This is a genomic window from Aerococcus sp. L_32 (assembly GCF_050689315.1).
The window spans coordinates 1-982 of the sequence record NZ_JBOEQF010000655.1 but is presented as its reverse complement, the minus strand read 5'-3'; the positions used below and the strand labels follow the sequence as shown (position 1 = coordinate 982).

Annotated in this window: 1 protein-coding gene; it reads left to right on the top strand. The window is 40.5% G+C overall.

What is annotated here, in order from left to right; genetic code table 11:
* Window positions 1–982, top strand: a 982-nt coding sequence (locus ACRCJ0_RS15485; RefSeq protein WP_431391082.1) for a Sapep family Mn(2+)-dependent dipeptidase, incomplete at both ends; no start/stop codon positions are given.

Here is a 982-nt window from a genome sequence, read left to right as displayed (position 1 = left end):
TGACGATAAATGGGATACTGATCCATTCAAACCTGAAATTATCAACGACCGCATCTATGCGCGTGGTGCTTCAGACGACAAAGGTCCTTTAATGGCTGCCTACTACGGCTTGAAAGTCATCAAAGAGTTAGGCTTACCAGTTGAGAAACGTGTTCGTTTCATTGTAGGTACAGACGAAGAAAGCGAATGGCAAGGTGTCACACGCTACTTTGAAGTTGAAGATGAACCAGATTTTGGATTCTCACCAGACGCCGATTTTCCAATTATTAACGGGGAAAAAGGGATGTACTCAGCTAAGCTTGTTTTCGACCGTCGTTCTGAAAAATTACTTTCATTTGAAAGTGGTCTTCGTGAAAACATGGTACCGGGTGAAGCACATGCAGTTGTCACTGGATTGACCTCTGATGTCAACCAAATCGTTGCCGATTTCCAAGCAGCTAATCCAGATATTACCATCATTGTAAGTCCAGACGCTGATGCAACGGCAATTACTGTTGAAGGTAAAGGCGTTCACGCAATGAATCCAAGTGTTGGATATAATGCAGCAACATATTTATCTAAATTATTATTACAATTAGACGATGATTTAGCCCAAGATGACCTATTGAAATTCTTAGGTGACCTATTACATTTAGACTTTAATGGTGAAAAATTAGGTATTGCCCATGAAGATGAAATTATGGGTAAAGTGACTGTAAACCCAGGTTTGGTTGGCGAAGAAGACGGTAAATTATATACAGTCTTAAATATTCGTGTGCCACGTGGTAAAGACTATAGTGAAATTGATACAACATTTGCAACCCACGGTGAAACTTACCACTATCACTTTGTAGACGGTACAAAAACCAATAAAGTACCACACTATGTACCAGCTGATGATCCGTTAGTGCAAACTTTACTAGCTGTTTATGAAAATCAAACAGGCGAAAAAGGGCAAGAACGCTCAATCGGTGGGGGAACCTATGGCCGTTTACTAAAACGC